Source organism: Deinococcus rubellus, assembly GCF_025244745.1.
Classification (GTDB): Bacteria; Deinococcota; Deinococci; order Deinococcales; family Deinococcaceae; genus Deinococcus; species Deinococcus rubellus.
Map to the genome: position 1 here is coordinate 1,136,086 of NZ_CP104213.1, position 25,655 is coordinate 1,161,740.

At 64.7% G+C, this 25,655-nt stretch carries 29 protein-coding genes; 20 read left to right on the top strand and 9 right to left on the bottom strand.

Annotation, left to right across the window (positions count from 1 at the left end):
* Nucleotides 1-31: 31 nt before the first annotated feature.
* Together N0D28_RS05970 and N0D28_RS05975 are read right to left on the bottom strand one after the other, a co-directional pair.
* Nucleotides 32-253 carry a heavy-metal-associated domain-containing protein gene (locus tag N0D28_RS05970; RefSeq protein ID WP_260561457.1) on the bottom strand — a complete coding sequence of 74 codons (222 nt, stop codon included), beginning with the start codon at nucleotides 251-253 and terminating at the stop codon, nucleotides 32-34.
* Nucleotides 254-306: 53 nt separating this feature from the next.
* Nucleotides 307-840, bottom strand: a complete 534-nt coding sequence (locus N0D28_RS05975; protein WP_260561458.1) for a DUF1999 domain-containing protein — start codon at nucleotides 838-840, stop codon at nucleotides 307-309.
* Nucleotides 841-898: 58 nt separating this feature from the next.
* Here N0D28_RS05975 and N0D28_RS05980 point away from each other — a divergent pair, with 58 nt between their 5' ends.
* From N0D28_RS05980 to N0D28_RS06040, 13 genes are all read left to right on the top strand, one after another.
* The gene (locus N0D28_RS05980; protein WP_260561459.1) at nucleotides 899-1,303 is read left to right on the top strand and encodes a hypothetical protein; all 405 of its coding nucleotides are present in this window, start codon (nucleotides 899-901) and stop codon (nucleotides 1,301-1,303) included.
* Between the two features lie 60 nt (nucleotides 1,304-1,363).
* Nucleotides 1,364-2,011, top strand: coding sequence for an aminoacyl-tRNA hydrolase (gene pth / locus N0D28_RS05985; RefSeq protein ID WP_260561460.1), 648 nt, complete (start codon nucleotides 1,364-1,366; stop codon nucleotides 2,009-2,011).
* Between the two features lie 319 nt (nucleotides 2,012-2,330).
* Nucleotides 2,331-2,705, top strand: coding sequence for a P-II family nitrogen regulator (locus tag N0D28_RS05990; protein ID WP_260561461.1), 375 nt, complete (start codon nucleotides 2,331-2,333; stop codon nucleotides 2,703-2,705).
* Nucleotides 2,706-2,766: 61 nt separating this feature from the next.
* Nucleotides 2,767-4,089, top strand: coding sequence for an ammonium transporter (locus N0D28_RS05995; RefSeq protein ID WP_376777658.1), 1,323 nt, complete (start codon nucleotides 2,767-2,769; stop codon nucleotides 4,087-4,089).
* A 289-nt stretch (nucleotides 4,090-4,378) separates the two neighbouring features.
* A complete protein-coding gene (locus N0D28_RS06000) occupies nucleotides 4,379-4,696 on the top strand; it encodes a V-type ATPase subunit subunit G family protein (protein WP_260561462.1) in 318 nt (105 codons plus the stop codon).
* A complete protein-coding gene (locus N0D28_RS06005) occupies nucleotides 4,693-6,735 on the top strand; it encodes a V-type ATP synthase subunit I (RefSeq protein WP_260561463.1) in 2,043 nt (680 codons plus the stop codon). The genes N0D28_RS06000 and N0D28_RS06005 overlap by 4 nt, the downstream gene beginning before the upstream one ends.
* A 53-nt stretch (nucleotides 6,736-6,788) precedes the next feature.
* Nucleotides 6,789-7,106 (top strand): V/A-type ATP synthase subunit, encoded by a 318-nt coding sequence (locus N0D28_RS06010; protein WP_260561464.1) that lies wholly within the window; start codon nucleotides 6,789-6,791, stop codon nucleotides 7,104-7,106.
* A gap of 3 nt (nucleotides 7,107-7,109) precedes the next feature.
* Nucleotides 7,110-7,670, top strand: coding sequence for a V-type ATP synthase subunit E (locus tag N0D28_RS06015; RefSeq protein ID WP_260561465.1), 561 nt, complete (start codon nucleotides 7,110-7,112; stop codon nucleotides 7,668-7,670).
* A gap of 11 nt (nucleotides 7,671-7,681) precedes the next feature.
* Nucleotides 7,682-8,671, top strand: coding sequence for a V-type ATPase subunit (locus tag N0D28_RS06020; protein ID WP_260561466.1), 990 nt, complete (start codon nucleotides 7,682-7,684; stop codon nucleotides 8,669-8,671).
* Complete coding sequence (locus N0D28_RS06025) at nucleotides 8,668-9,024, top strand: V-type ATP synthase subunit F (protein WP_312846435.1); 357 nt, start codon at nucleotides 8,668-8,670, stop codon at nucleotides 9,022-9,024. Before N0D28_RS06020 ends, N0D28_RS06025 begins: the two co-directional genes overlap by 4 nt.
* 112 nt (nucleotides 9,025-9,136) lie before the next feature.
* Nucleotides 9,137-10,900: a V-type ATP synthase subunit A gene (locus tag N0D28_RS06030; protein ID WP_260561467.1), complete on the top strand. Its 1,764-nt coding sequence runs from the start codon at nucleotides 9,137-9,139 to the stop codon at nucleotides 10,898-10,900.
* Nucleotides 10,897-12,306 carry a V-type ATP synthase subunit B gene (locus tag N0D28_RS06035; protein WP_260561468.1) on the top strand — a complete coding sequence of 470 codons (1,410 nt, stop codon included), beginning with the start codon at nucleotides 10,897-10,899 and terminating at the stop codon, nucleotides 12,304-12,306. Before N0D28_RS06030 ends, N0D28_RS06035 begins: the two co-directional genes overlap by 4 nt.
* Nucleotides 12,307-12,382: 76 nt before the next feature.
* On the top strand, nucleotides 12,383-13,048 hold the full coding sequence (locus N0D28_RS06040) for a V-type ATP synthase subunit D (protein WP_260561846.1): 666 nt from the start codon (nucleotides 12,383-12,385) through the stop codon (nucleotides 13,046-13,048).
* A 50-nt stretch (nucleotides 13,049-13,098) separates the two neighbouring features.
* Here the strand turns inward: N0D28_RS06040 and N0D28_RS06045 are convergent, their stop codons facing one another.
* Entirely contained in the window at nucleotides 13,099-13,668 is a 570-nt protein-coding gene (locus N0D28_RS06045) for an HD domain-containing protein (RefSeq protein ID WP_260561469.1), read from the bottom strand.
* Complete coding sequence (locus N0D28_RS06050; RefSeq protein ID WP_260561470.1) at nucleotides 13,665-14,603, bottom strand: nucleoside hydrolase; 939 nt, start codon at nucleotides 14,601-14,603, stop codon at nucleotides 13,665-13,667. The genes N0D28_RS06045 and N0D28_RS06050 overlap by 4 nt, the downstream gene beginning before the upstream one ends.
* A gap of 133 nt (nucleotides 14,604-14,736) precedes the next feature.
* Here N0D28_RS06050 and N0D28_RS06055 point away from each other — a divergent pair, with 133 nt between their 5' ends.
* The 6 genes from N0D28_RS06055 to fabF all read left to right on the top strand — a co-directional run bounded on the left by N0D28_RS06055 (nucleotide 14,737) and on the right by fabF (nucleotide 19,770).
* Nucleotides 14,737-15,786 carry a beta-ketoacyl-ACP synthase III gene (locus N0D28_RS06055; RefSeq protein ID WP_260561471.1) on the top strand — a complete coding sequence of 350 codons (1,050 nt, stop codon included), beginning with the start codon at nucleotides 14,737-14,739 and terminating at the stop codon, nucleotides 15,784-15,786.
* Between the two features lie 44 nt (nucleotides 15,787-15,830).
* Nucleotides 15,831-16,688 carry an ACP S-malonyltransferase gene (fabD, locus tag N0D28_RS06060; RefSeq protein ID WP_260561472.1) on the top strand — a complete coding sequence of 286 codons (858 nt, stop codon included), beginning with the start codon at nucleotides 15,831-15,833 and terminating at the stop codon, nucleotides 16,686-16,688.
* A 73-nt stretch (nucleotides 16,689-16,761) separates the two neighbouring features.
* Nucleotides 16,762-17,217, top strand: coding sequence for a hypothetical protein (locus tag N0D28_RS06065; RefSeq protein WP_260561473.1), 456 nt, complete (start codon nucleotides 16,762-16,764; stop codon nucleotides 17,215-17,217).
* Nucleotides 17,214-17,969 (top strand): 3-oxoacyl-[acyl-carrier-protein] reductase, encoded by a 756-nt coding sequence (gene fabG, locus N0D28_RS06070; RefSeq protein ID WP_260561474.1) that lies wholly within the window; start codon nucleotides 17,214-17,216, stop codon nucleotides 17,967-17,969. Before N0D28_RS06065 ends, fabG begins: the two co-directional genes overlap by 4 nt.
* 230 nt (nucleotides 17,970-18,199) lie before the next feature.
* Nucleotides 18,200-18,430, top strand: a complete 231-nt coding sequence (gene acpP, locus N0D28_RS06075; RefSeq protein ID WP_260561475.1) for an acyl carrier protein — start codon at nucleotides 18,200-18,202, stop codon at nucleotides 18,428-18,430.
* A gap of 92 nt (nucleotides 18,431-18,522) precedes the next feature.
* Nucleotides 18,523-19,770, top strand: a complete 1,248-nt coding sequence (gene fabF, locus N0D28_RS06080; protein ID WP_260561476.1) for a beta-ketoacyl-ACP synthase II — start codon at nucleotides 18,523-18,525, stop codon at nucleotides 19,768-19,770.
* A gap of 49 nt (nucleotides 19,771-19,819) precedes the next feature.
* Here fabF and N0D28_RS06085 read toward each other — a convergent pair whose 3' ends face one another.
* The 5 genes from N0D28_RS06085 to pstS all read right to left on the bottom strand — a co-directional run bounded on the left by N0D28_RS06085 (nucleotide 19,820) and on the right by pstS (nucleotide 24,437).
* Nucleotides 19,820-20,467, bottom strand: coding sequence for a phosphate signaling complex PhoU family protein (locus N0D28_RS06085; protein WP_260561477.1), 648 nt, complete (start codon nucleotides 20,465-20,467; stop codon nucleotides 19,820-19,822).
* Nucleotides 20,468-20,569: 102 nt separating this feature from the next.
* On the bottom strand, nucleotides 20,570-21,328 hold the full coding sequence (gene pstB / locus N0D28_RS06090; protein WP_260561478.1) for a phosphate ABC transporter ATP-binding protein PstB: 759 nt from the start codon (nucleotides 21,326-21,328) through the stop codon (nucleotides 20,570-20,572).
* 19 nt (nucleotides 21,329-21,347) lie between these two features.
* Nucleotides 21,348-22,217, bottom strand: coding sequence for a phosphate ABC transporter permease PstA (pstA, locus tag N0D28_RS06095; RefSeq protein ID WP_260561479.1), 870 nt, complete (start codon nucleotides 22,215-22,217; stop codon nucleotides 21,348-21,350).
* Nucleotides 22,218-22,250: 33 nt separating this feature from the next.
* Nucleotides 22,251-23,246 (bottom strand): phosphate ABC transporter permease subunit PstC, encoded by a 996-nt coding sequence (pstC, locus tag N0D28_RS06100; protein ID WP_260561480.1) that lies wholly within the window; start codon nucleotides 23,244-23,246, stop codon nucleotides 22,251-22,253.
* A gap of 159 nt (nucleotides 23,247-23,405) precedes the next feature.
* The gene (pstS, locus tag N0D28_RS06105) at nucleotides 23,406-24,437 is read right to left on the bottom strand and encodes a phosphate ABC transporter substrate-binding protein PstS (RefSeq protein ID WP_260561481.1); all 1,032 of its coding nucleotides are present in this window, start codon (nucleotides 24,435-24,437) and stop codon (nucleotides 23,406-23,408) included.
* Between the two features lie 138 nt (nucleotides 24,438-24,575).
* On the opposite strand from pstS, the gene N0D28_RS06110 reads away from it, so the two are divergent.
* Nucleotides 24,576-25,550, top strand: a complete 975-nt coding sequence (locus N0D28_RS06110) for an MBL fold metallo-hydrolase (RefSeq protein WP_260561482.1) — start codon at nucleotides 24,576-24,578, stop codon at nucleotides 25,548-25,550.
* Nucleotides 25,551-25,655 lie beyond the last annotated feature (105 nt).

Genomic DNA, 25,655 nt, shown 5'->3' on the forward strand with positions numbered 1-25,655 from the left:
GGCGAGTGCATGGGCGTGAAGGCTCGGGGTGTCAGAGCATCCCGGCCAGGAAGCCCTGCTTGCGAATGGTGCGCAGCAAATCCATCACGGTGAGGGCGGTGGGGTCGTACTGCACCGCGATCTGTCCCTGGTCCGGCTGGGCCTGGGTCACGCCGGGCATGCCGAGCAGCACCTTGGAGATGCGCTCGCCCGCTTCCTTGTCCATGCCGCGCACGCCGATCAGCACGCGGGCCTTGTTTGTCGTCTGTGTCATTTGCTCTTCTCCGTGGACATCTCTTCATTGTGAAGGCTGACGGGCGCGGCTGCCTATCCGTTTTTCGCCTTTCCAGGGTCTGCGGAGAGGGGAGACGTCGGGGGGGAGGCGAGGCGCTCGCCGGGCGCGCTGGCGTGGCGGCTGCCGAGGTGGCGCACCGCGTAGCGGCCCAGCAGATGCGCTTCCTCGGCGTGGGCGGCGGCTTCGAGTTCTGGCGTCAGCGGAAAATGCACCTCGTAGACGGCGGTGTCGTAAGCACTCTTGACACAGGCGTGCAGCAGCCCGCTGGCCGTCTCGGGCGGAGCACCCCCGGCCAGCAGCACTTCCACCACCAGCACCACCGGCCGGTCACCCTGCCACACCGGCTGGGCCAGCAGCAGCCCCAGCACCCGGCCCTCCTCCTCGGCCAGAAAGCTGTGCTCACTGCGCTCGAAGAATTTCAGCGCGGGCAGCGACGTTCGCAGCCGCCCCTCGCGCTCGCGTTCCTCCAGCGTATCGAAGGTGGGGTCGCGTCGGCGCTGCACGTCCAGGTCGAGCGCCTCAAGGGCCGCGAAGTCGTCGGCTGAAAAGATCCGGTAGCGCAACATGCGCCCAGGCTAGCGCCTGACTGGCCGCGCATTGGTGGCTTATGGCAAACTGCCTGACATGACTGCTGACCCTATCCGTGCCCGCTTGGATGACCTGGCCGCTGCCCTGCGCCACTTTCACTCGGCCCTGCTCGATGTCGCCAAGAGTGAGTACGAATTCATGCACGGCCCGATCAATTCGCCGTACACCTTCTTCAATCTCGTGACCGGCGACCCGGCTTTTCAGTGGCTGCGCCCGCTCTCGGGCCTGATGTCCACCCTGGACGAGGTCGTAGACCAGAAGAATACCGTGCTGACCGAGCGCCACCTTGGTGATGTGCGCCAGGCTTACGGCCTGCTGTTCGGCAGTACCGACACCCGGTTTGCGGAGTTTCGCAGCGGCTACCAGCGGTCCAGGCACGACCCCCAGGTGCAGGCTGCCGAGGCGCAGGTACGCCAGGTGCTGGACGCGCATGCCGCCTGAGCCGGGCTTACCTATCTGGGCCAGTCAAATTGGGGTCAGTCAAATGTGGGTCAGCCGGAGATGAAACTGATCGTCGCCCTGGGCAATCCCGGTCTCCAGTACGCCCAGACCCGCCACAACATCGGCTGGCGGGTGGCCGACGAGCTGGTGCGCCAGCAGGGCGTGGGCTGGCTCTCTGGCGACCACGCCGAGCGGGCCGAGTTCCGGGTGGTGGGGGAGAAGGTCGTCATCATCAAGCCGCAGACCTTCATGAACGCCTCGGGCAAGGCCGTGCTGCCGCCGATACAGTTCTACAAGCTCGGCCCTGAGGCCCTGCTGGTCATTCAGGACGACCTCGACAGTCCCTTCGGACTGCTGCGGCTGCGGGTCGGCGGGCGGCACGGCGGCCAGAACGGGGTGCGCGACATCATCCGGGTGCTGGGCACCGAGCAGTTCACCCGTCTCAAGCTGGGTATTTCCCGCCCGCCCGCTGGCCGCGATCCCGCCGACTGGGTTCTGAGCAAGTGGGCTGAGGCCGAGCGGCCCACCCTTGACGAACTGGTGCGCCTCGGCGTGCTGGCGGTCCTCAAGTGGGTCACGGCTGGCTCCAAGGAAGCCCAGGCCGCCTACAACAGTACTGATCTGCGGCCCAGGCCGCCCGCTCCCGAGCCGACCAGTACCGAGCCAAATAGTGCCGAGGCCGGGCCAGAGCCTGACCCATTGGGCTGACATTTCTTGCAAAAACCTCTGAGCCGGTGGGTGCTGAACACCTTCCGGCTTTGTCGTGCCGTGGGAAGAAGCTGGGCGGCCATCTGGAGCCACCGATTTTCGGACCGTGCCAAGAAATTCTGACGAATTGCAATTCTGTTCTATCAAACCGCTATTTAGCAGACTAAATAATACACTTTGTTGACATCAGTCTGGACATCTGGCAAGTTTGGCGTTGACAGTCTGCATATCTGGCCTTAACCTGCTTTTAAGTTGGGTGGTCAAGAGCGCTTCCGGGCCTCCTCACCAATCCCGCAGAGCAGTGGAAAAAAGGAGCGGCATGAAACTGATCACCGCAGTGATACGGCCCGAACGGGTGCAGCAGGTCAAGGAAGCGCTGTTTCAGGCAGGCATCAGCGGCCTGACCCTCAGCCGGGTCAGCGGGCACGGCGGCGAGCAGGAGATCATCGAGCACTACCGGGGCACCCGCGTGATGGTGGAATTCCGGGACAAGGTGGAATTCAAGATGGCCGTCAGTGAGCCGTTCGTGGACGTCGCCATCGAGGCCATCTGCAAGAGCGCGCGCACCGGTGAGGTCGGCGACGGCAAGATTTTCGTTCAGCCGCTCGAACGGGTGGTCCGCATCCGTACCGGCGAGGAAGACAACAGTGCCCTGACGCCGGTCAATGAGAAGAAGCTCGCGCCGGTCGTCTGAACGGTTCCAGCCTCACGGCCCGGCCCCTCATTGCAAATTCACCGTTCAAGTAAGGAGAGTCATGCTGCTGATTTCCCCCCATTTGCTCAAGCGCTCGCTGCCGATGCTGACCCTGCTCTCTGCGGGCGCGGCGCTGGCCCAGGCCGCCAAGGCCCCCGCCTTCAACACCGGTGACACCGCCTGGATGATAGTGGCCGCCGCCCTGGTGCTGTTCATGACGCCGGGCCTGGCCTTCTTCTACGGTGGCCTGACCCGCTCGCAGAGTGTCCTCAACACCATGATGATGAGCTTCGTCTCCATCGCCATCGTGCTGGTGCTGTGGATGCTGGGCGGCTACAGCATCGCCTTCGCGCCGGGCAACGCCTTCTTCGGCAATCTCAGCGCGGCAGGCTTCAACGGCCTCGACAACGCGGTCAACGGCACCATCCCCTCCTACGTCTTCGCGGCCTTCCAGGCGATGTTCGCGGTCATCGCCCTGGCGCTGATCTCCGGCGCGGTGGTCGAGCGGATGCGCTTCGGGGCCTTTTTGCTGTTCGGCGGGCTGTGGAGCCTGCTCATTTATTCGCCGCTGGCCCACATGGTCTGGGGCGGCGGCTGGCTGGGCGTGCGCGGCGCGCTGGACTTCGCGGGCGGCACCGTCATTCACATTGCGGCGGGTGTTAGTGCCCTGGTCGCCGCCTTCGTGCTGGGGCCGCGCATCGGGCATGGCCGCACCGCCCACGTGCCGCACAACGTGCCGTTCGTGCTGCTGGGTGCGGCGATTCTGTGGTTCGGCTGGATTGGCTTCAACGCGGGCAGCGCCCTGGGGGCCAACCAGTCTGCAGCCCTGGCTTTCATGACCACCTGCGTCGCCACCGCCGCCGCCATGCTGACCTGGCTGGCCTGGGAAAGTGTGCGCGGCGGCAAGCCCACCGCCGTCGGCGCGGCCACCGGGCTGGTCGTCGGCCTGGTCGCCATCACCCCCGCTTGCGGCTTCGTCTCGCCCTGGGCTTCGCTGGTCGTCGGTATCGCGGGAGCCACCGCCAGCTTCTGGGCCGTGCAGTTCAAGCAGTCCTTCCGTGCCGACGACGCCCTCGACGTGTTTGCCTGTCACGGCATCGCGGGTATCGTGGGGGCCTTACTGACCGGCGCACTGGCCTGGACCACCGGGCAGGGCAAGCCGCTGGGCGAGCAGATGCTGATTCAGACTGAGGCGGTGCTGTTTACCCTGGTTTTCTGCGGCCTGGGCAGCTTCATCCTGCTCAAGCTGGTGGGGCTGGTCATGCCGCTGCGCGTGACACCGGGCCAGGAAATCAGCGGCATCGACATTTCCTCGCACAGCGAGCAGGGCTACGCCGAGTCCGAGTCGGGCCTGAGCGCTCCGGTGATGATCGGCGGCGACTGACGTTCTCTGAATTGACCCTGCCGAAATGAACTTCTCGACCTCTGGACCCCGGCGCGGCTTGCCGGGGCCTTCATGTTGCTGTTATCTTTTTGGACTGAGGCCAAGTCTGGCCGGGGGGCCGAATCGGGATTGATGTCCTTAAAAGTGCCTGGGGACGCTGTGATAAGATTTTCGCTGAGCTTGACAGTCTAAGAGTCGGGCCAGATCAATGCATGTCTGACCTCACCGCAGCCACCTTCGGGGGCGGGAGGTCATGTGCCACGAACTGCAACGAAGAAGGAGGGAAGATTTGGACGCCTCAAGTCGGGTTTTAAGTGAACTTGCCAGTCGTGAGCAGGCGCTCGATGCACAAATCGAGTCGGCCCGCCAGGACGCTGCGCGTGAGATTGAGGCCGCCGAGGCCCAAGCTGCGCGCATTCTCAGGGAAGCTGGGGAGCAGATCAAAATGCTCACCGCCCAGCGCGAGCAGGAGATGGACGCCGAGTCGCAGCGCATTCACGCTGAGGCCCAGGCGCAGGCCAAGGAGGAGGTGCTGACGGCCCATACCCGTGCAGACGCCAAGATGGGGCAGGCGGTGGAAACTATCCTGCGGGCGGTGCTGCCGTGATCAACCCCATGCAGCAGATCGTCATTGCCACGCGCAAGCGCGGCAGCCGCGACGTGATCGAGGCGCTTCAGGATGTGGGCGTGCTGCATCTGGTGCCGGTGCAGGGGGGCGGCGTCTTGAGCGCTGGCCCCCTGACCGGCGAGGACGCCGAGTTCCGGCGTGAGAGCGAGCGCATGCTGGCCCGTGCCGAGACCACCCTGACTGAACTCGGCGCGGTGCGCCGCGCGGCAGGCGTGCTTCCCGCCGAGGAGGAGTGGCCTGCTCTCCTCGAAGAGGTGGCTGGCCCGGCTGCCGAACTGGCCCGGCGGCGGCAGGTTCTTGACGGCGACCTGGACGTGGCGCGCACTTACGGCCCCGCCGTCAAGGCGCTCAGCGAACTGTCGGGCGGTCTGGACCGCAGCCGCCGGGTTTCACTGGTGCCGTTTCTCTACCAGAAGCCTGAAGACCTCGGGGTGTTGCAGGCCGCCTTGCAGGGCAGTCTCGACGGACGTTTCGAGGTGGCGACCCGCCCACTTTCCGCCAGCGGTCTGGTGGGCGCGGTGGCGACCCTCAGCATTGACCGTGACGCGGCCCGCGCCGCCCTCGGGAAGGCCCGACTGGGCGAGCTGAGGTTGCCGGGCCGGTTCGACGGCCAGCCGATCAGCGAAGTTGACCTCGAACTGAGCCGTATTCAGCGTGAGGGCGCGTCACAGCGTGACGCCCTGGAACGTGAGCGGGTCAGTCTGGCCGAGCGCTTCGGCCCGGCACTCTTCGCCGTGCGTGACGCCCTGAGCGATCAGGTTGCCATTCACGACGTGCAGGGCATGAGCGCTCGCGGCAAGTACAGCCTGGTGATGCAGGGCTTCGTGCCCGACGACCGGGTTTCTGGCCTCAAGTCGGCGCTGGACCGCTTTGGCGACGCTGTGAGCTATGAGCTGCACCCGCTCGACTCGCACCACGCCGCCCACGTTCCCGTCGAACTCAAGAACACCCCCTACAGCAAGAACTTCGAGCTGGTCATGGGAATGTTGCCGCTGCCCCGCTACGGCAATTTCGATTCCACGGGCATCATCTCGTTTTTCTTCCCGCTGTTTTTCGGCTTCATCATTTCCGATATCGGCTACGGGCTGCTGTTCTTTATTGTCGGCACCTGGTTTGCCACCAAAGCCAGGCGCGGTGAGGGTTTTGATTTATCGGCGATGGGATCCTATCTCTCGCCCGAGGTGATGGGCAAGCTCGGCGTGATCATCCGCACCATGAGCACCTGGGCAATTTTCTGGGGATTTCTCGCGGGTGAATTTTTCGGCAACCTTGGCGAGCACCTGCACGTCTTTCACTTCAACCACGCGCTTGTTCAGAGCATCTGGGGTGTGAAGCTGGTCAGTCCTGATGAGGGTGGCCTGCTCCCGATTGTCTTCCCGCGCCTGGACGCCGGATTTACCAACACTGCCCTGATCACCACGCTGGTGGTCGGTATTGGGATGGTGCTGTGGGCCTGGCTGATCCGTGTGCAACTGGCCACCCGCCACGGCGACAAAACCCACCTCTGGGAAGCTGTCGGCATGCTCGGCGGTCTGACTGGGCTGATCAGCCTGGGCTTTCTGTCGCAGGGCGGCAACCAGCTCGTTAACGCCGCCATCTACAAGGATTTCAGCAGCCCGCTGCTGATCGTCATGTACATCGGCTTCGCCGTCTTTATTCTCGGCATGATCATGTCGCGCGTCTTCCTGATGATCATTGAGATTCTCGCGCAGGGCGGCAACATCATCAGCTTCGCCCGTCTGTTCGCCGTCGGGGTGGCCGGAGCCATTCTCGCCAACCTCGCCACTGATCTGGGTTGGGGCCTGTATGAGCGCATCGGCGTTCTCGGCATCATCGTCGGGGTGATTCTGGCGCTGGTGGTGCACGCCTTCATGCTGGCCATCACCATCATCGGTCACGTCTTGCAGCCGATCCGTTTGCATTTTGTCGAATTCCTGACGCCCACCGGCTACCACAACGAGTCCGGCGTGCCGTACAGCCCGCTGCGCCGCCTCAGTCCGGTCAGTCTCAAGAAATGATTTCTCACCTTCCTCTTCAGTCCCCGACGACCCCCATTCAAAGGAGTAACCGCATGACCAAGACCAACAAGATCGCCCTCGCCGCCCTCGCCCTCGCCCTGATCAGCACCGGCTTTGCCCAGACCGCTGTGGTCCCGGCCACCACCGCCGTCAACTCCAACGGCGGCCTGATTGCCGTCGGTGCAGGCCTGGCGCTGGGCCTCGGCGCTATCGGCACCGGTCTGGCCCAGGGCCGCATCGGTGCGGCTGCCGCTGGCGTCACCGCCGAGAATCCGGGCCGACTGGGCCTGATGCTGCTGTGGTTCGCCATCCCCGAAACCCTGGTGATCTTCGGTCTGGTGGGATTTTTCATTCTCTCAGGCAAGATCTAAGCGATGGCGCTCGATAAACTGCTCGAAAACGAGGCGCAGTCGGAGATCGAGCGCATCCGCGCTGAGGCGCGTGACCGCGCTGGAGCCATCGTCCGTGACGCGCAGGAAAAAGCCCAGAGCCTAATCGAGAGCCGTACGCGGTTGCTGGAAACCCAGATGCAGGCGTCTTTGACCCGCGCCCGCTCCTCTGCTGATCTGGAGCGCAGCGCTTCGCGGCTCAACGCAGGCGAGAACGGCATGAGCCGGGCTTTTCAGACGGCCCAGCACGAACTGCTGGCCGTGACCCGCGCGCCCGAATACAAGGACATCCTCTCGCGCCTAATTTATGAGGCCCGCGCTGTGGTGCCCAATGCCGAGGTGATCGAAGTGCATCCCAATGAGGCACACGTGGCCCGCGAGATCGTCACCGATCTGGAAATCCGCGAGAACTACGCGGTTCAGGGCGGCGTGCGGGTGGTCGCCAACGGCGGCAAGAGCGGCGTCACCAACACCTTGCAGGGCCGTCTAGAGCGGCTACGCGACTCGCTTGCTCCGCAGGTGAGCCGTATCCTCTCGGAAGGGTAAGGGAGGACGCTATGGCCGACGATTACGGCTACATCAATGCCCGCATTAAAATGATGCGGACCCAGCTCTTCGGTGAGCGCGCGCTCGAGGCCGCGCTCGGCGCGCAGAGCTATCCTGAATTTCTGCGGCTGCTGAGCGAGTCCGAGCTGTCGGGCGACCTCGCCGGGGCCACGGCCCAGGGCGCGGGCCTGCCGGAACTCGACCAGGGCCTCTCCAAGAATTTCTTCGAAAACGTGGATAAGGTCTACCGCCTCGCGGACGGCGACGCCAAGACCGAAATCGGCGTGCTGCTGCAAAAGTGGGACCTGGTCAACCTCAAGTCGATTGCCCGTGGCCTGACCAGCGGGCGCAGCGGTGAGCAACTCTCCGCGAGTCTGATTCCTGGCGGCACCATTCCGATGACCACCTTGCAGACGGCCTTGCAGGGCGGCGATCTCTCGGCGGCGGCCACCGCGCTGACCCTCACCGGTCATCCGCTGGCCCCAGCCTTCCGTGAGGGCGTCTCCGCCTACAGCGCCAGCAGTAAGCTGCTCGACCTGGAAATCGCGCTCGACCAGGCGTATTACCGCTACGCTTTGCGGGTCTCGCGCAACACCTCTCTGCGCCGCTACCTCTCGCAGGAAGTGGACGTGACCAATGCGCTGACCTCGCGCTCCCTGCGCGCAGCCCAGGGCGGCACCAACCCGGCGCTGTTCGTGGAAGGTGGGCGCAATATCGACGCCGGAACGTTTGCTCGCCTCACCGAGGGTGACCCCAGCGGTGCGGGCGAGATGGCCCCGATTCTGGAAGCGGTGGGTCCTGCCGAGGCCGAGCGGGCCGCCCGCGACATTCTCGATAATGCGGCCCGCAACGCCGCCGCTGGCGATCCGCTGGGCGTGGGCGTGGCGATCGATTACCTGCGCCGTAAGGAACAGGAGATCGCCAAACTCCGCTTAATCGGGCGCGGTAAGTTCTACAACGTGCCCAGCGAGCAGATCCGTCAGGAGGTGACCCAAGCATGAGCCAGCCGAGCAAGAACGCGGCAACGGCGCAGAGGGTGGTCGTGCTGGCCGACAACGAGACCGCCACCGGCTACCGTCTGGCCGGGGCGCATGTCGTGGAGGCCACCCCTGCCGACGCCCAGGCCAAGCTCGAAGAGCTGATCGTTGGGGGCGGCTACGGTCTGGTGGCGGTGGACACCGGCCTGATTGCCGACCCGGCGACCAGCACCGCCCGGATCATGCGTGGGCGCGATCTGCCGATCATCTTGCCGATTCCCAGTCTCAGCGACGCTTTTTCCACCGAACAGGTGGACGCCAAAGCCTACATGGGCAAACTGGTGCGCGAGACGATCGGCTTCGACATCAAACTGTAAGCGAGTCTGAGGGTTCTGAGGTCCAGGGGGCGGCGGCAGTGCCCGGTTACTGAAGGCACGGCGCTTTTCCCCTAGACTTTCAGACCTCTCAACGTTCTTTTAAGGAGTAACCATGACGCAACACAAGCAAGGCGTCATCGAGCGCATCGCCGGACCGGCCGTGATTGGCCGGAACATGTACGGCGCGAAGATGTTTGACATCGTTCGCGTCGGCGACGAGCGCTTGGTGGGCGAGATCATCCGGCTGGACGGCGACACCGCCTTCGTGCAGGTCTACGAGGACACCTCGGGCCTGACCGTCGGCGAGCCGATTGTCAGCACCGGCCTGCCGCTCTCGGTCGAGCTCGGGCCGGGGATGCTCAACGGCATCTACGACGGCATCCAGCGCCCGCTCGACAAGATCCGTGAGCAGTCCGGCGACTTCATCGCACGCGGCATCGAAGTCAGTTCGCTCGACCGCGACAGGAAGTGGCCCTTCACGCCCAGCGTGCAGGTCGGTGACGAGGTCACGGGCAGCGCCATTCTCGGCACCGTGCCGGAGTTCTCCTTTACCCACAAAATCCTGACGCCGCCTGACAAGAAGGGCCGCATCAAGAGCATCGTGGCGGCGGGCGACTACACCATCGACGACACCATCGCCGAACTCGAAGACGGCACCAAGCTTCGGCTGGCCCACTACTGGCCGGTGCGGGCGGCGCGTCCGGTGGCCCTCAAGAAAGACCCCAGTTTGCCGTTTTTGACCGGCATGCGGATTCTGGACGTGCTGTTTCCGCTGGTGATGGGCGGCGCGGCGGCGATTCCCGGCCCCTTCGGCTCGGGCAAGACCGTGACCCAGCAGTCGGTGGCCAAGTACGGCAACGCCGACATCGTGGTGTACGTGGGCTGCGGCGAGCGCGGCAACGAGATGACCGACGTGCTGGTGGAATTCCCCGAACTGGAAGATCCCAAGACTGGCGGGCCCTTGATGCACCGCACCATCCTGATCGCAAACACCTCCAACATGCCGGTGGCGGCGCGTGAAGCCTCGGTCTACACCGGCATCACGCTGGCCGAGTACTTCCGCGACCAGGGCTATTCGGTGTCGCTGATGGCCGACAGCACCTCCCGCTGGGCTGAAGCGCTGCGCGAGATCAGCTCCCGCCTGGAAGAAATGCCCGCCGAAGAAGGCTACCCGCCTTACCTCTCGGCGCGTTTGGCTGCTTTCTACGAGCGTGCCGGAGCGGTCAAAACCCTGGCGGGCGAGGACGGCGCGGTCAGCGTGATCGGCGCAGTTTCACCTGCGGGCGGCGACATGTCCGAGCCCGTGACCCAGGCGACTCTCCGTATCACCGGCGCGTTCTGGCGCTTGGACGCGGGCCTGGCCCGCCGCCGCCACTTCCCGGCCATCAACTGGAACGGCTCGTACTCGCTGTTCACGCCGATTCTCGATAGCTGGTACCGCGCGAACGTCGGCGAGGACTTCCCCGAACTGCGCCAGCGTATCCAGAACCTGCTCCAGCAGGAAGCCAGCCTTCAGGAAGTCGTGCAGCTCGTCGGTCCCGATGCTCTGCAAGACAGCGAGCGGCTGGTCATCGAGGCGGGCCGGATGTTGAGACAGGACTTCCTTCAGCAAAACGGCTTCGACCCGGTGGACGCCTCGGCCTCCATGCCCAAGAACTACGGCCTGATGAAGATGATGCTCAAGTTCTACGACGAGGCCGACGCCAGCCTCAAGAACGGGGCCACCATTGACGAGATCATTCAGAACCCGGTGATCGAGAAGCTCAGCCGCGCCCGCTACGTCGCCGAGGCCGACTTCATGGCCTACGCCGAGGGAGTGATGGACGAGCTGGACACCACCTTCAAGACCAAATCCGCCCAAGGAGTGAAAGCGTGACCCTGCTCCAGAAGGAATACAACGACGTCGCCTATATTTCCGGGCCGCTCCTGTTCGTCAACGCGGCCTCGGACCTGGCCTACAACGCCATCGTCAACATCAAGGACGGCAACGGGCGCATTCGCGGCGGGCAGGTCATTGAGGTCAGCGACGAGCACGCCGTCATCCAGATTTTCGAGGACACGCGCGGCCTAGACCTCGCCACCGCCTCGGTAAGTCTGGTGGAAGATGTGGCCCGTTTGGGCGTCTCCAAGGACATGATCGGACGGCGCTTCGACGGCCTGGGCCGCCCCATCGACGGGCTGCCCAACGTGATCGCCGACGAGCGCCGCAGCATCAACGGCCAGGCCATGAACCCGGCCAGCCGTGCCAAGCCGGAAGAGTTCATTCAGACTGGCATCAGCACCATCGACATCAACACCTCGCTCATTCGCGGCCAGAAGCTGCCGATCTTCAGTGGAAGCGGTCTGCCCCATAACGAGCTGGCTGCCCAGATTGCCCGTCAGGCCAAGGTACCCGGCTCGGACGAACCGTTCGCGGTGGTCTTCGCGGCGATGGGACTGACCCAGCGCGAGGTGTCGTTCTTCACTCAGGAATTCGAGCGCACCGGCGCTCTGGCCCGCGCCGTGCTGTTCCTCAACAAGGCCGACGATCCCACCGTCGAGCGCATTCTGACGCCGCGCATGGCGCTGACCACCGCCGAGTACCTGGCCTTTGAGCACGGCTACCACGTGCTGGTGATCCTGACCGATTTGACCAACTACTGTGAGGCGCTGCGTGAAATCGGCGGCGCGCGCGAGGAAATCCCCGGACGGCGCGGCTTCCCCGGCTACATGTACACCGATTTGGCCTCGCTGTATGAGCGCGCGGGGGTCATTCAGGGCAAGCCCGGCTCGGTGACCCAGTTGCCGATTCTCTCGATGCCCGACGACGACATCACCCACCCGATTCCTGATCTCACCGGCTACATCACTGAAGGGCAGATCGTGGTGGACCGCACCCTGAACAGCAAGGGCATCTTCCCGCCGATCAACCCGCTGCCGAGCCTGTCGCGGCTGATGGGCAACGGCATCGGCAAGGGCAAGACGCGCGCCGACCACAAGAACGTGTCAGATCAGCTGTTTGCCGCCTACGCCAACGGTCTCGATTTGCGCAAACTCGTCGCCATCACGGGCGAGGACGCGCTGACCGAGAACGACAAGCTGTTCCTGCGCTTCGCCGAGGATTTCGAGAATTACTTCATCGGCCAGGGCGGACAGGACCGCAGCATCGAGGACTCGATGACGGTGGCCTGGGGCATTCTGAGCAAGCTGCCGCAGTCACAACTGACCCGTATCGGCAAGGACTCGATCGACAAGTACTACGGCACCAAGGTCGACGAGATGTGGAAGGGAAATAGGATGTAGGTGGTGGGCAGTGGGCGGTGGGGAGGAGTTGATCTTTCCGCGTCGCCCACCGCCTGAAACCCCAAAAGGGAGGTGAATCATGGCAGACATCAGTCCCACCCGCAGCGCCCTGCTGGCCGCCAAAGCCAGCCTCAAGACCGCCACCAGCGGTGCAGACCTGCTCAAGCGCAAGCGTGACGCCCTCATCGGTGAGTTCTTTGCGCTGATCAAGGACGCACTGGCCGCCCGCGAGGAGTTGTCGGGCGTCAGCAAGGGCGCGTATGTCTCGCTGTTCTCGGCCAAAGCCTGGGACAGTCCCGAGGCCGTCGAGAGCCTGAGTCTGGCGCAGGGCAGCGAGTACAGCGTCAACATGGAAATCGAGAGCATCTACGGCGTGAAAGTGCCGAAGATGCAGATTCCCGAGCGCAACACCGCCGCCGCATTCAGTCCGATCAACGTCGGTTCGCGCACCATCCAGGCCGCCACCGACTTTCAGACCGTCATGAGCGCGCTGGTGAAGGTGGCCGCCACCGAGACCAAGCTGCGGCGCATCGGCGAGGAGATCAAAAAGACCTCACGCCGCGTCAACGCGCTGGAACAGGTGGTTATTCCCGGTGTGCTCAACGAGATCCGTTTCATTCGCGGGGTACTCGATCAGCGCGAACGCGAGGAGAGCTTCCGCCTCAAGAAAATCAAGGCCAAGCTGGAGCGCGAGGCTGCCGCCAATAAGAAAGCGGCAAAAGAAGCGCAAGCTGCCGACTGAGCGTTGCTTTATACCGAAGCCGCCGTTTCCTGATGGGGACGGCGGTTTTCTCATTCCTCCGGCGAGTCGGCCAGTTTCCGAGCGGCGGCTTCCAGATGCGCCCGTGCTGCCGCTTCTAGCCCTGCAAATTCTGGCGTGCTGTAAACCTGCTCCTGGCTCAGAAAGTGCTGCAAGATGGCCTGCCGCCCGCTCCGGTAAGCGGGCCAGGGCACAAAAGCATATTCCTGCCGGATGGACTGCTCATAGGCCCAGAAGTCTGCATCGGCAGCGCCAAAAACTGCCAGGTCGGCGTCCACGATCAGGGCGGCGGTGGGGGTCTGTGGCGGCGTGTCGTGCCGGGTCGCCAGGATCAGCGCCGCCACCTCCTGCCGGAGCTCGGGGGACGCGCCCTGCACTGTGAGCCATTCGCCAAACACCTGCGCGCTGCGCTCCTCGTTGTCATTCCTGGCCGGGTCGTAGATCAGATCGTGGCCCCAGACCGCCAGTTCCAGCGGCAGCAGCAGGTCGGTTCGCGACTTCAGGGCGACCAGCATGTGTTCGACATGGTGGAGATTGTGGTAGGCCCGCCCGGCTTCCGAGTAGAACGGCGTGCAGAACGCCCATACCGCCGCCAGCTTCATGGCAGCTGTCTCAGCGCCTCGGTGATCAGCCCGTAAACTCCCGATTCATCGGCCCTTGTCACCAGTTGCACGTTTGGCTCGCCGTCCACGCGCACCGTTTCGCCCAGGCGTTCGCCGCTGTCGGTCATGGTTACCACGCGGGCTGCCTCCCACCCGAACAGCTCCGGCGCGAGCATCAGCGCCGCCGTGCAGGGGTCGTGCAGGGCTCCCACGCTCTGACCCAGCTTGCCGATGCGGTCCAAGTAGTCGTCAAGGAGGGCGGCGCAGGTGTGGGCGGCAGCTGTGCCGACAGCGGCAAGTTGCTGCGCCCGCTGCCGCGTCACCTGTACTTGGCGGGTCAGGTTCAGCCCGATCAGCGAGAGTTTCGCCCCGGCTTTCAGCACCACGTCGAAGGCGTGCGGGTCGGCGTAGGTGTTGAATTCGGCGCGGGGGGTGGTGTTGCCGAGTCGAGGTGCCCCGTTCTCCAGACTGCCGCCCATCACGATGATCTGCCGGGCTTCCCTCAGTACGCCGGGTCTGAGCCGCTCGGCCAGCGCCAGGTTGGTCAGCGGCCCGGTGGCCAGCACACTGATCTCGCCGGGCTGGGCGCAGAGTTGCCGGATCAGCGCCAGAGCAGCGTGTTCGCCCTGAACGGGCCGGGTCGGCTCTGGCAGTGGCACGTTCCCCAGCCCGCCGACGCCGTGAATCTGCGGCGCGTACACCGGCTCACGCACCAGCGGGGCCAGCGCCCCGGCATAGACGGGCACGTCGTCCCGGCCCGCCAGCGTCAGCAGGGCACGGGCATTGTGGGTGGTGGCGCTCAGCGGCGCGTTGCCGTGCGTCGTGGACACGCCCAGCAGTTGCACGTCTGAGCGGCCCAGCAGGGTCAGCAAAGTGATGGCGTCGTCGCTGCCGGGGTCGCAGTCATGCCAGGTCGGGAAGGAGGAGGAGGTCATGGGTTTCATTATCGGCTGTTGATGACTGCTGTGGCAGTTCCCGCATACTGCGCCGCGCGACCTGCTTTCCCGGCGTGACAATTCATTGAACGGCTGTTCAAAGAATGCTAGGGTATTTGGCGGAGGATTCACCATGTCGCAGCCTGCCGCCCCAAGATCGACGCCGCCCATAGGCATTACCGCCGTGGGCGCGTACGCCCCCGACAAGATTGTCACCAACGAGGATTTCGCTGCCCGGCTCGACACCAACGACGAATGGATCGTCTCGCACACCGGCATCCGCGAGCGCCGATTTGTCAGCGAGGGCGAGTACAGCTCGGTGCTGGGCGTGCGGGCCGTGCAGAATCTGCTGGAGCGTTTCCCTGACGCGTTGGAGGGGGTTGATGCGGTGGTCTGCGCCACCGCCACTCCCGACGCGCTGTTTCCCTCGACGGCGGCGCTGATCGCCGGGCAACTGGGCTTGCGCGGCGCGGCGGCCTTCGACGTGTCGGCGGCGTGCAGCGGCTTCGTCTACGGCTGCTCGGTGGCGCACGGCCTGATTCTGGCGGGCGCGGCCACCAAAGTGCTGATGATCGGCGCGGACACCCTCAGCCGGGTCGTGGATCAGGATGACCGGGGCACCGCCATTCTGTTCGGTGACGGCGCGGGTGCAGTGGTCATCGGCGAGGTGCCGCCGGGCTACGGCTTCGAGTCGTTCGTGCTGGGGGCCGACGGCTCGGGTGCCGACAGCCTGTATATCCGCTGCATGGCGACCCAGCTGCCCAGCGGCCTTCAGATGGGCGAATTCACCGGCATGAATGGCCGCGAGGTCTTCAAATTCGCGGTGCGGGTCATGGTGGACAGTGGCAAGGCGGCCATGCACAAGGCCGGGCTGAGTGCCAGCGACGTGGACTGGCTGATTCCCCACCAGGCCAATATCCGCATCATTCAACCGGCTTGCGACCGCCTGGGCATTCCACTCAGCAAAACGGTGGTCAATCTGGAGCGCTACGGCAACACTTCCGCCGGATCGGTGCCGCTGGCCCTGGCAGAGGCCGTTCAAGACGGGCGCATTAAAGACGGCCAGCAGGTGCTGATGGTGGCCTTCGGCGGCGGCCTGAGCTGGGGCGCGGGCACTTTCAAGTGGTATGACAGCACCAAGCATCAGGCGGCCAGATCAGTGCCCGCCGAGGTCACGGCGTGAAGATCGCGGCTCTCTTCCCCGGTCAGGGGTCGCATGCTGTCGGCATGAGCGCCGATCTGCTGGCCGACTTTCCCGCCGCCCGCGCCGTGTTCGAGGCGGCCGAGGCGACGCTGCCGGGCCTGCGTGCCCTGATCGAAACCGGGCCGCTCGACGCCCTGACCCTGACCGCCAACCAGCAGCCCGCCCTGGTGACGGCCAGCCTCGCCGCCTACCGGGCCTGGCAGGCGCACACGGGCCTGACGCCCTTCGCGGCGGCGGGCCACAGTCTGGGCGAGTACAGCGCCCACGTCGCCGCCGGAACCCTGGAGTTGGAAGTGGCCCTGCGGCTGACCCGCCGGCGCGGTGAGCTGATGCAGGAAGCAGTGCCGGTCGGCGTCGGCGCAATGGCGGCCATCATGGGCGATCCGGGCGCGGTGGAGGAAGTCTGCGCGGGTATTGAAGGGGTGCAGCCCGCCAACTACAACGCGCCCACCCAGACCGTCATTTCCGGTGAGAAGGCGGCAGTGGACGCAGCAGCGGCCCAGCTCAAAGCACGCGGCCTTAAAGCCATTCCCTTGAAAGTCAGCGCCCCCTTTCATTGCGCGCTGATGCAGCCCGCTGCTGAGGCGCTGGCTCCCGATTTGCGGGCCGGGCCACTCGGCCAGATGGCCTTTCCGGTGGTGGCAAATGTGAACGCCCAGGCCATCAGCGAGGCTGTGCAGGTGCCGGAGCTGCTCATCGACCAGATCACCGGCAGCGTCAGGTGGGTGCAGAGCGTTCGCCGACTGGCCGACATGGGCGTGGACGTGTTCGTGGAGTTCGGGCCGGGCACTGTGCTGACTGGACTCGTGAAGCGAATTTTGCCCGAAGCGCGGGTCATGAATGTGGGGAACTTGAGCCAGGTGCAGGAGTTTTCGCTGTAGGGCGCGGCTTCACACGTGCCGAAAAGGCCTTCTGGCTTGCGTCGCAGTTCAGCAGCATAGACAATGACTTATTATGAAATTGCTTGCTCCTGCCTTACTCATGATGGCGGCGGTCACGGCCTGTAACCGGGACGTGGGATTCAAACCACTCCCCATTTCCCTGGCCACCCATCCCAGCGTGCTGCGCGGAACGTGGAATGGTAGCACCACCAGCCAGGCATTGGGCCTGCAACTGACCGCCACTTACGACACGACCCGCCAGTATCAGGTATCTGGAACGGGCAGTCTGGACAGTGAGGCGCTGACGGTGGCGGGTACGGTGAACGGCGGTTCGCTGCACAGCTACTTGAAAGCCCAGAATTCACCTGCTCCAGAATTTGCTGATCTGACTTTGAAGCGCTCGGGCAAGACCGATCTGAAACTGACCTGCTCTGCCGACAGCAGGGACGCGACGCTTGTCTACTGGTTCTGGCAATGTTCCCTGCCAGGCGAGACGACTTTATTCGAGCTGACGAAAGGAACTCCATGACCAACCCAACCATCCCCCAACGCGTCGCTCTCATCACCGGAGCTGGGCGTGGCCTCGGTAGAGCGATGGCCCTCAAACTGGCCGCTGACGGCTTTGCGGTGGCCGTTCACTACGGGCGCAGCAGCCAGGAAGCCGAGGCGCTGGCCGAGCAGATTCGCGCGGCGGGCGGCGTCGCCCAGACCTTCAAGGCTGACCTCTCGGTGCCTGCCAACGCGGGCAAACTGGTGGAGGACGTGGCGGTCCAGATGGGCGGCCTGCATGTGCTGGTCAACAACGCCGGAATCACCCGCGATGGCCTCGCCATCCGCATGAAGGACGAGGACTGGGACGCCGTCATTCAGACCAACCTGAGCAGTGCTTTCGCCGCCTGCCGGGCCGCCATCAAGATCATGATGCGGGCGAAAAGCGGACGAATCATCAATGTGTCCAGCGTGGTGGGTCTGATGGGCAACCCCGGTCAGGCCAATTACGTCGCCAGCAAGGCGGGCCTGATCGGGCTGACCAAGGCGCTCGCCAAGGAGTACGGAGGCCGCAACATCACCGTGAACGCACTGGCCCCCGGATTTATCGCCTCCGACATGACCGACGCCCTGAGCGAAACCCAGAAGGCGGGCTACGTGGCCGCCATTCCGCTGGGTCGCCTGGGCCAGCCAGAGGATGTGGCCGCGTTGGTGGGCTTCCTCGCCTCCGATGCGGCGGGCTATATCACCGGGCAGGTCATCGGGGTGGACGGCGGGCTGTATCCGCACTGAGGGGGCAGTTTATTTGCAGGCCGCCAGCTTCTTGACGATCTCGTAGCCGCCGCTGAGGGTCGTGCCTGCGGCGTGCTGCGAAGCCGCATACTGCAAGCTTTAGAGGCCCGCGTGATCGGCAAACCGGGCTTCGGCTCTAATTTAGACTCAGTTCCCCCGGCTTCCTCCGGTTGCCCGCCCCGTGTAGACTGTCGCAAGCCAAAGCACATCACTGCTCAGGAGGAACCATTATGGATACTTACGAACAAGTCAAGAATGTGATCGTGGACAAGCTCGGCGTCGAAGCCGACAAGGTGACGCCCGAGTCCCGTTTCGTCGAGGACCTCGGCGCGGACAGCCTGGAGACCGTCGAGCTGATCATGGGCCTGGAAGACCAGTTCGGCGTGACCATCAGTGACGAGGCCGCCGAGAACATCCGTACGGTGCAGGCCGCCGTGGACTACATCAGCAGCCAGCAGTAACGCCGCGCAAGGTCGGGCCGGGGGCGGATGCGGAAAAGCCGTGTTCGCCCCTCACCATGAAGGCCCAGGCCGCGAGGCTGGAGGACACAACGATGGACATCAAACGAGTGGTCGTCACCGGACTGGGGCCGGTCAGCCCGATTGGCATGGGGGCAAAAGTCTTTGCCGAGGCGCAGCGGGCGGGCAAGAGTGGGGTCGGCCCGATCACCCACTTTGACGCCAGCATGTGCCGGGCGCAGATTGCCGGGGAGGTTCATGACGACCTCAGCCCGTTTATCGAGGCGCGGGAAGCCAAGAAGCTCGACCGCTATGTACAGCTTGCCCTGGCCGCCGCCGAGCTGGCGGTGAAGGATAGCGGCATCAGCAAAGAAGACCTGGCGGGCGAGCGCACGGGCACGCTGGTCGGCAGCGGCATCGGCGGTATGAAGACCTTCGAGGATCAGGCCAAGCTGATGGTGGAGCGCGGTCCCTCAAGGATCAGCCCGCTGTTCATTCCGATGATGATCGCCAACATGGCCACCGGGCACATTGCCATGCGCTTCGGCGCAACCGGCCCGAGCAGCACCGTGGTCACCGCCTGCGCCACCGGCTCGGGCGCGATTGGCGACGCCGCCCGGATCATTCAGCTCGGCCTGGCCGATGTGATGCTGGCAGGTGGCGCGGAAGCGGCCATCACCGGCCTGACCATCGGCGGCTTCGGCAACATGCATGCCCTGACTGCCTCGCACAATGCCGACCCCGAGCGGGCCAGCCGTCCCTTCGCCGCCAGCCGCGACGGGTTCGTGCTGGGCGAGGGCGGCGCGGTGGTGGTGCTGGAAGAACTGGAGCACGCCAGGAAGCGCGGCGCGACCATTTACGCCGAGGTGGTCGGCTACGGCACCTCCGCCGACGCCTACCATATCACCATGCCTGCGCCGGAAGGCCGGGGCGCGCAGGTGGCGATGCGTCAGGCGCTCAAGGCGGGCGGTGTCAACCCCGAGCAGGTCGGCTATATCAACGCGCACGGCACGTCCACCCCGGCCAACGACCTCAACGAGACCCTGGCGATTAAAGCTGTCTACGGCGACCACGCCCACAAGCTGGCCGTCAGCAGCACCAAGTCCATGACCGGCCATTTGCTCGGCGCGGCAGGGGCGATGGAGGCCATTGCGGTGGCCCAGGCGCTGCACGAGGGCATCTTGCCGCCGACCATCAACCTGGCGGACGATCCTGACCCTGAACTCGACCTCGATTACATCCCCGAGGGCGCGCGTGAGCAGCAGGTCGAGTACGCCATGAGCAATTCCTTTGCTTTCGGCGGCCAGAACGCGGTGCTGGTGTTCAAGCGCTGGACGGAGTAACAGCAGGCTGGGGCAGAGCAGCGGGCAGGGGAGAGGCCCTGTCCGCTACTCAGTCCCCGGCCTGCAACATATTGGCTTCCAGCCGCTCGGCCACGTTGACCACATGGTCGCCCAGCCGCTCCAGGCTGCGGGCCATGCGGGTGGCAGTCAGCGCTGCGCCGATGTCCTCGGGGTTTTCCAGAATGCGGGTGAGAGAAGCGCGCTGAAGCTGCTCATAGAGGGCATCAACCTGCTCGGAGTCGAGCCGCATCACGTCCCGAGCCCCGCTGAGGTCGCGCTCGGCGAAGGCGTAGGCCAGCCGCTCCAGCATGCTGCTCAGCAAGCGGGCCATCGGCAGCACGTCTTGCAGCGCCGCCGTCTGGGCCAGCGGTTCCAGCGCCTCCAGATCGCGTCCGACCTGCCGTCCATAGTCGCCGACCCGCTCCAGATCGGCCAGGCTGCGAAATACCATCACGTAGAAGTGCAGATCGGTGTCGGTCAGGGGCCGTGCCAGGGCGCTCAGGCACAGTTCCTCGAGTTCGTCTTCTAGCACGTCGGTCTCGCGCTCCAGCTCAGCGGTGCGAATGGCCAGGCCCGCGAACGCGCCCCGGCCCACTGCGCTCTGCAAGAGGGAGACCTGCTCGAGCGTGATGCTGAGCATCCGCAGAAAGCGGGCGGTGAGCTGCGCCCTGGTGGGAGTGTGGGGGCTGGTGGTCATAGAAGTCAGTCTGCCTTGCCTGGGTGAGCGGGGTGTCATGGACGGGCCAGCAAAAAGAGCGGGCCAAAGCGGCCCCGCCCCGATACCATGCTGGAACCCAGTTTAGCCGAAACGGCCCGTGACATACGCCTCGGTGCGCTCGTCGCGCGGCGAGGTGAAAATCTGATCGGTCTGGCCATGCTCAACCAAGTCGCCGTTGAGAAAAAAGCTGGTGGTGTCCGAGACGCGGGCCGCCTGGTGCATGTTGTGGGTCACGATGATGATGGTCGTGACTTTTTTCAGCTCGGTCATCAGATCTTCGATCCTGGCGGTGCTGGCCGGGTCAAGCGCCGAGGTCGGCTCGTCCATCAGCAGGATTTCCGGCTCGACGGCCAGGGCGCGGGCAATGCACAGCCGCTGCTGCTGCCCGCCCGAGAGTCCGGTGGCGGGCGACTTGAGGCGGTCCTTGACCTCGTCCCACAGCGCTCCGCCGCGCAGCGAGCGCTCGGCGATCTCCATCAGCGCCTTGTGGTCGCGCATCCCGGCCAGCTTGAGGCCGCTCACCACGTTGTCGAACACGCTCATGGTGGGGAAAGGGTTGGGTTTTTGAAACACCATGCCCACCCGGCGGCGCACCTCCACCGGGTCAATGTCGCTGGAATAGATGTCCTGACCGTCGAGCAGAATCTGGCCCTCCACCCGCGCGCCGGGGGTCAGGTCGTGCATCCGGTTGATGGCCCGCAGGAAGGTGGTCTTGCCGCAGCCGCTGGGGCCGATCAGTGCGTTGACCGTACCCTTTTCGACCTTCAGGTTGACCTGTTTGACGGCCTGCTTGCTGCCGTAATAGATGTCCACGTTGCTGGCGGTGAGAAGCTGGGTCATGGGAATTCCTTTGGGGGAGTCAGTGGCGCGGCCTGTTGGCGAAGCGGGCCAGTAGCGAGGTCACGAAAATGATGCTGATCAGCAGCAGCGCTCCGGCCTGGGCCAGCCGCTGGTTCTCGTCGTAGGCGCTGGTGGCCCCAATGTAGATTTGCAGCGGCAGGGCGCTGGTGGGTTGCAGCGGATTGAGGTTGACCAGGTTGCTGCCGAAAGCGGTGAACAGCAGCGGCGCAGCCTCGCCAGCCACGCGGGCCAGGGCCAGCATCAGCCCGGTGATGATGCCGCCGCTGGCGGCGGGCAGCACGATGCTCAGAATGACTTTCCACTGCGGCAGCCCCAGTGCCAGCCCCGCCTCGCGCACCGAGAGCGGCACCAGCTTCAGCACTTCCTCGGTGGTTCGCACGACAATCGGCACCATCAGCAGGCCCAGCGCGATGCCGCCCGCCAGAGCGCTGAAGTGGCCCATCGGTTTAACCACCAGCGCGTAGACCACCAGGCCCATCACGATGGCAGGAATCCCGCTGAGCACGTCACTGAGCATCCGGATGGTGGGCATCAGGCGGTGGCGCGGGAACTCGGCCAGAAAGATGCCGCCCGCCACGCCCACCACCACGCCCAGCACGGCGGCCATCGCCAGAATCAGCAGCGAGCCGGTGATGGCGTTGGCCCAGCCGCCGCCCGTTTCGCCCTCGGGGGCCGGGTTCTTGAGAAAGAAATCCAGGTTGAGCGCCCCGACGCCTTTGATCAGCAAAAAGCCGAAGATCAGGATCAGCGGGGCCACCACCAGAGCGGTGCCGAGGCCGATCATCACGCCCATCAGGGCATTCTTGGATTTGCGGCCACTGCTCAGGCCGCTCCTGGTCAAGCGCGGGGTCAGTTGTGACACGGCCATCTCACAGACTCCTTTTGGCAGGCTTCACGGGCATCACAGCCCCTTCGGCGTCATCCGCAGAATGATCGTGCGGGCGATCAGGTTGACAAACACGCTGACGAAAAAGAGGGTCAGGCCCAGGCCCACCACGCTGGAACGCTGGAGGCCTTCGCGGGCGTCACCGAACTGGTTGGCGATCATCGAGGCCATCGTGGCTGTCGGGGACCAGATGTTCTTGATGACCTCGGGGGTATTGCCGATGACCATCGCCACCGCCAGCGTCTCGCCCAGCGCCCGGCCCAGCGCCAGAATCACGCCGCCCATGATGCCCGCGCGGGCATAGGGCAGGATCGCCAGGCTGATGACTTCCCATTTGGTCGCGCCCAGCGCGTACATGGCCTCGCGCTGATCGGCGGGCACCAGCCGGATGACGTCGCGGGCGACAGAGGCGGTAAACGGCAGAATCATGATCGTCAGGATGATCACAGCAAGCAAGAAGCCCAGCCCGGTAAAGGTTTGCGGCATAAAAAAACACGGCAATGAGGTCTTGTTATCGTTGAACAGGGTGGTGCAGTGGTTCGCCAGGTTCGGATTGCTGGTATACAGCCACAGCTGCACCTGCTGAAACAGCGGCTTGAGCGCAAACAGCGCCCACAGTCCGTATACCACGCTCGGCACGGCGGCCAGCAACTCGACCAGGTAGCCCACCGGATTGGCCAGCCACTTGGGCGCGTACTCAGCCACGAAGAGGGCCGAGGCAATCGCCAGCGGCACACTGATCAGCAGCGCCAGAAAGCTGGTCAGCAGCGTGCCCATCACCAGGCTCAGCGCTCCGTACTCGCTGGTCACCGGATTCCAGACGTTGGTGGTCAAAAACCCCAGCCCGAACTTCTGGATGGCGGGCCATGACTGCTGGCCCAGCAGCACGATGCTCAGCACGAAGGTCAGGACGATGATCAGCGACAGGCCGATGATGACCGTGCGGAAAATGCCGTCACCTCTGGAACTGAGACGCGGCAGCTTCACTTTTCTGGGGAGCGTTTCATTCATGCGTGGCCTTTGAGGCGCGTGGCAAGGGCGCGTGAAAGTATTTCACCTGCCGGGTGTCAGGGCCAGGTCAGCCTGAGCAAAAAGTCACGGCCCGGCAACTCCATCAAAATCGGAGCGCCCCGAACAGAGCGCCCCGCGTGGGAGTTCAACGTCTGGAGATCAGAGCTTCGCGCCGCCGTAGGTCACGCTGTTGAGAATGGTCTTGGTCTTGTTGACCACGTTGGCGGGCAGCTTGGCGTAGTCCAGCGGCTCGTTGTACTGCTGGCCCGCCCCGACCATCCAGCTCAGCAGGTTCTTGAACTCTTTGGCCTGGGCCTGGGTGCGGTTGCCGTACTTCTGGTCCTGGTAGAAGATGACGTAGGTGAAGCTGGAGATCGGGTATGCGCCCGCGTTGGCACTGTTGGTGATGCTGACGCGGGTGTCGGCGGGAATGACCACGCCTTGGGCGGCCAGCGCGGCCGGGCCGTTGTCGGGCACGATGAACTTACCCGCGTGGTTTTGCACCGAGCCGAACAGCAGTTTGTTCTGCTTGGCGTAGGTCAGCTCGATGTAACCGATTGCGCCGGGCGTGCTCTTGACGATTCCGGCCACGCCGTCATTGCCCTTGCCGCCCACGCCCACCGGCCACTGCACACTGTTGGCGCTGCCGACCTTGGTCTTCCACTCGGTGCTGATCTTGCTGAGGTAGTCGGTAAACACGGCGGTGGTGCCGGAGCCGTCCGAGCGGCGTGCCACCGTGATCGGCAGGCCAGGCAGCGCCACGTCGGGGTTGAGCTTCTTGATGGCCGGGTCGTTCCACAGCTTGATTTTGCCGAGGTAGATGTCGGCCAGCAGCGGGCCGGTGAACTGAAGCTGGGTGGTCACGCCGGGGACATTGTAGGAGGCCACCACTGCGCCGATGGCGGTGGGAATGTGCAGCAGCTTGCCGGGAGCGGTCTTCATGGTCTCGTCGCTCATGGGGTTGTCGCTGGCCCCGAAGTCCACCGTGCGGGCGATGATCTGCTGCTGGCCCGCGCCGGAGCCGACCGACTGGTAGTTGACGTCGGTGCCGCTGGTCTTCTTGTACTCGGCGAACATCTTGGTGTAGAGCGGGTAGACAAACGAGCTGCCCGCGCCGGTGATGGTTTCGGCAGAGGCGGCAGCGGCGGTCAGGGTCACCAGGCCGAGGCCCAGGGTCAGGAGCTTCTTCATGCCTCACACTCTGCTGGCGGTTTGTCAGCCCCGCGTCACTGACTTGTCAGGCATCTGTCAGCTTCAGGGCGCTCACCCCTGAAAACGAGCGCTCCAACAATTTTGCACCGGGTTCAAGGCCGGATGCTAGGTTAAGCCATGACCGCCACCGCTCACTCGCCCGCCCTGCACCATCTGGGCGGCACCCTTTACGCCGTCCAGATCCCGATTCCCCTGCCGATGAAAACGGTGACGGTACTGATCGATCTCTCTTCGCCCGTCACGCTGATTGACACCAGCATTCACACACCTGGGGCCCAGCAGGCCCTGGAGGCCGCGCTCAGCGAACTGGGCCTGCACTGGCCCGATATCGAGCGCGTCATCGTGACCCACATTCACCCCGATCACTATGGCCTGGCCGGGCTGATCGAGGAGCGCAGCGGCGCGTCGGTGCAACTCCTTGATCACTCGGTAAAACAGGAGAAGCTCTGGTCAGACTGGGACACCCAGTTGCCCGCCCAGCAGCAGTTTTTTGCCGAACATGGTGCGCCGCCGAATTTTGGCGTAGGCGAGGCGCAGACTGCCGAGTGGGTGCGGCCTGCTGCCCGCCTGACGCCGCTGAGCGAGGGCCAGAGCGTGCCGCTGGACAACGTCGAGTGGCAGGTGCTGTGGCTTCCCGGTCACGCCGACGGTCATCTGGGGCTGTGGCAACCGGAGACCGGGATGTTGATCGCGGGCGACGCCATCTTGCCGCGCATCACCCCCAACATCGGCCTGTATGTGGGGGGGCGGCCCGATCCGCTGGGCGATTACTTCGCCACACTGGAAAAGCTCAGGGCGCTGAATCCGGGACGGGCGGTGGTGGGGCACTACGGGCCGACGATGGACGGGGTGGCGGCGCGGGCGGGCGAGATTTGGGAGCATCACCTGGAGCGCTTAGGCGAGCTGCTGGCCGCCGTGCAGGAACGGCCCCGCCACGCCTACGACCTGAGCTTCGTGCTGTTTGCCCGTGAGTTGCCCCTCACGGGTCGCCGCTTCGCTGTGGCCGAGACGCTGGCGCACGCCGAGTACCTGCGGCTGGGCGGCGCGATTGGCCGCAGCCTGGAGAACGGAATCTGGGTGTACCACAGCTAGAAATGGGCCAGGGACTCGAAAAGGTATCTTTTCATCTGTCGCCCCTGTGGGAGAGCTGAGGGAGAGTCGTAGACCTGCTTGCAGGGGGCGGCGACGGGGTAAAGC

Bases quoted from the DNA above. Each gene is read 5' to 3' on its own strand.
- N0D28_RS05970 (WP_260561457.1), bottom strand. From the start codon at position 253: ATGACACAGACGACAAACAAGGCCCGCGTGCTGATCGGCGTGCGCGGC.
- N0D28_RS05975 (WP_260561458.1), bottom strand. From the start codon at position 840: ATGTTGCGCTACCGGATCTTTTCAGCCGACGACTTCGCGGCCCTTGAG.
- N0D28_RS05980 (WP_260561459.1), top strand. From the start codon at position 899: ATGACTGCTGACCCTATCCGTGCCCGCTTGGATGACCTGGCCGCTGCC.
- pth (WP_260561460.1), top strand. From the start codon at position 1,364: ATGAAACTGATCGTCGCCCTGGGCAATCCCGGTCTCCAGTACGCCCAG.
- N0D28_RS05990 (WP_260561461.1), top strand. From the start codon at position 2,331: ATGAAACTGATCACCGCAGTGATACGGCCCGAACGGGTGCAGCAGGTC.
- N0D28_RS05995 (WP_376777658.1), top strand. From the start codon at position 2,767: ATGCTGCTGATTTCCCCCCATTTGCTCAAGCGCTCGCTGCCGATGCTG.
- N0D28_RS06010 (WP_260561464.1), top strand. From the start codon at position 6,789: ATGACCAAGACCAACAAGATCGCCCTCGCCGCCCTCGCCCTCGCCCTG.
- N0D28_RS06015 (WP_260561465.1), top strand. From the start codon at position 7,110: ATGGCGCTCGATAAACTGCTCGAAAACGAGGCGCAGTCGGAGATCGAG.
- N0D28_RS06020 (WP_260561466.1), top strand. From the start codon at position 7,682: ATGGCCGACGATTACGGCTACATCAATGCCCGCATTAAAATGATGCGG.
- N0D28_RS06025 (WP_312846435.1), top strand. From the start codon at position 8,668: ATGAGCCAGCCGAGCAAGAACGCGGCAACGGCGCAGAGGGTGGTCGTG.
- N0D28_RS06030 (WP_260561467.1), top strand. From the start codon at position 9,137: ATGACGCAACACAAGCAAGGCGTCATCGAGCGCATCGCCGGACCGGCC.
- N0D28_RS06045 (WP_260561469.1), bottom strand. From the start codon at position 13,668: ATGAAGCTGGCGGCGGTATGGGCGTTCTGCACGCCGTTCTACTCGGAA.
- N0D28_RS06050 (WP_260561470.1), bottom strand. From the start codon at position 14,603: ATGACCTCCTCCTCCTTCCCGACCTGGCATGACTGCGACCCCGGCAGC.
- N0D28_RS06055 (WP_260561471.1), top strand. From the start codon at position 14,737: ATGTCGCAGCCTGCCGCCCCAAGATCGACGCCGCCCATAGGCATTACC.
- fabD (WP_260561472.1), top strand. From the start codon at position 15,831: ATGAGCGCCGATCTGCTGGCCGACTTTCCCGCCGCCCGCGCCGTGTTC.
- N0D28_RS06065 (WP_260561473.1), top strand. From the start codon at position 16,762: ATGAAATTGCTTGCTCCTGCCTTACTCATGATGGCGGCGGTCACGGCC.
- fabG (WP_260561474.1), top strand. From the start codon at position 17,214: ATGACCAACCCAACCATCCCCCAACGCGTCGCTCTCATCACCGGAGCT.
- acpP (WP_260561475.1), top strand. From the start codon at position 18,200: ATGGATACTTACGAACAAGTCAAGAATGTGATCGTGGACAAGCTCGGC.
- fabF (WP_260561476.1), top strand. From the start codon at position 18,523: ATGGACATCAAACGAGTGGTCGTCACCGGACTGGGGCCGGTCAGCCCG.
- N0D28_RS06085 (WP_260561477.1), bottom strand. From the start codon at position 20,467: ATGACCACCAGCCCCCACACTCCCACCAGGGCGCAGCTCACCGCCCGC.
- pstB (WP_260561478.1), bottom strand. From the start codon at position 21,328: ATGACCCAGCTTCTCACCGCCAGCAACGTGGACATCTATTACGGCAGC.
- pstA (WP_260561479.1), bottom strand. From the start codon at position 22,217: ATGGCCGTGTCACAACTGACCCCGCGCTTGACCAGGAGCGGCCTGAGC.
- pstC (WP_260561480.1), bottom strand. From the start codon at position 23,246: ATGAATGAAACGCTCCCCAGAAAAGTGAAGCTGCCGCGTCTCAGTTCC.
- pstS (WP_260561481.1), bottom strand. From the start codon at position 24,437: ATGAAGAAGCTCCTGACCCTGGGCCTCGGCCTGGTGACCCTGACCGCC.
- N0D28_RS06110 (WP_260561482.1), top strand. From the start codon at position 24,576: ATGACCGCCACCGCTCACTCGCCCGCCCTGCACCATCTGGGCGGCACC.